This window comes from Acinetobacter sp. TUM15071 (assembly GCF_008980925.1).
GTDB lineage: Bacteria > Pseudomonadota > Gammaproteobacteria > Pseudomonadales > Moraxellaceae > Acinetobacter > Acinetobacter dispersus.
On sequence record NZ_BKGB01000072.1, the window covers coordinates 1 to 440 of the forward strand.

Annotated in this window: 1 protein-coding gene and 1 pseudogene; one reads left to right on the forward strand and one right to left on the reverse strand. The window is 41.4% G+C overall.

Features of this window, described 5'->3' with window-relative positions; all coding sequences use genetic code 11:
* Nucleotides 1-272: pseudogene (locus GBI66_RS19280) on the forward strand (hypothetical protein); the annotation flags it as partial.
* On the opposite strand, the gene GBI66_RS19285 reads toward GBI66_RS19280, so the two are convergent.
* Nucleotides 260-440 (reverse strand): 2-C-methyl-D-erythritol 2,4-cyclodiphosphate synthase (locus tag GBI66_RS19285; protein ID WP_171494350.1); only part of this gene is annotated, 181 nt, incomplete at its 5' end. The pseudogene GBI66_RS19280 and the gene GBI66_RS19285 overlap by 13 nt on opposite strands.

The following is a 440-nucleotide window of genomic DNA, read 5'->3' on the forward strand; positions in this document are numbered from 1 at the left end:
TATTGGTTCTAGATTTAATCGACCATCTGGTTTCCAGTGAAATTGTCTGGATACATTGCGCAAAAAATTATCGTGTCAGTTGCTTAATGGCACTGTATCGCCAATATTTTATGGGAATGGATATCGGCTCTGCACAAGAGATATTGCATCAAATTTGGGAACCAAATGAAACGTGGACGGGACTGATGCATAGTGTTGCCCTACAACTTCAAGGTCGTATGGCAACTCAAGATTTACAACAATCTTTGATCGATCCAAATCAATTTACTTGATGGGTGATTAAAACAGTGGCCGTTGAGAGGATTCCTTCTTGGCGGCCTGTAAAGCCGAGCTTTTCTGTCGTGGTTGCTTTGATGCTGATTTGAGTAATATCTAGCTCCAACACATCGGCAATACTCTGACGCATTTCCAGATTATACTTTGCAAGTTTTGGACGCTCA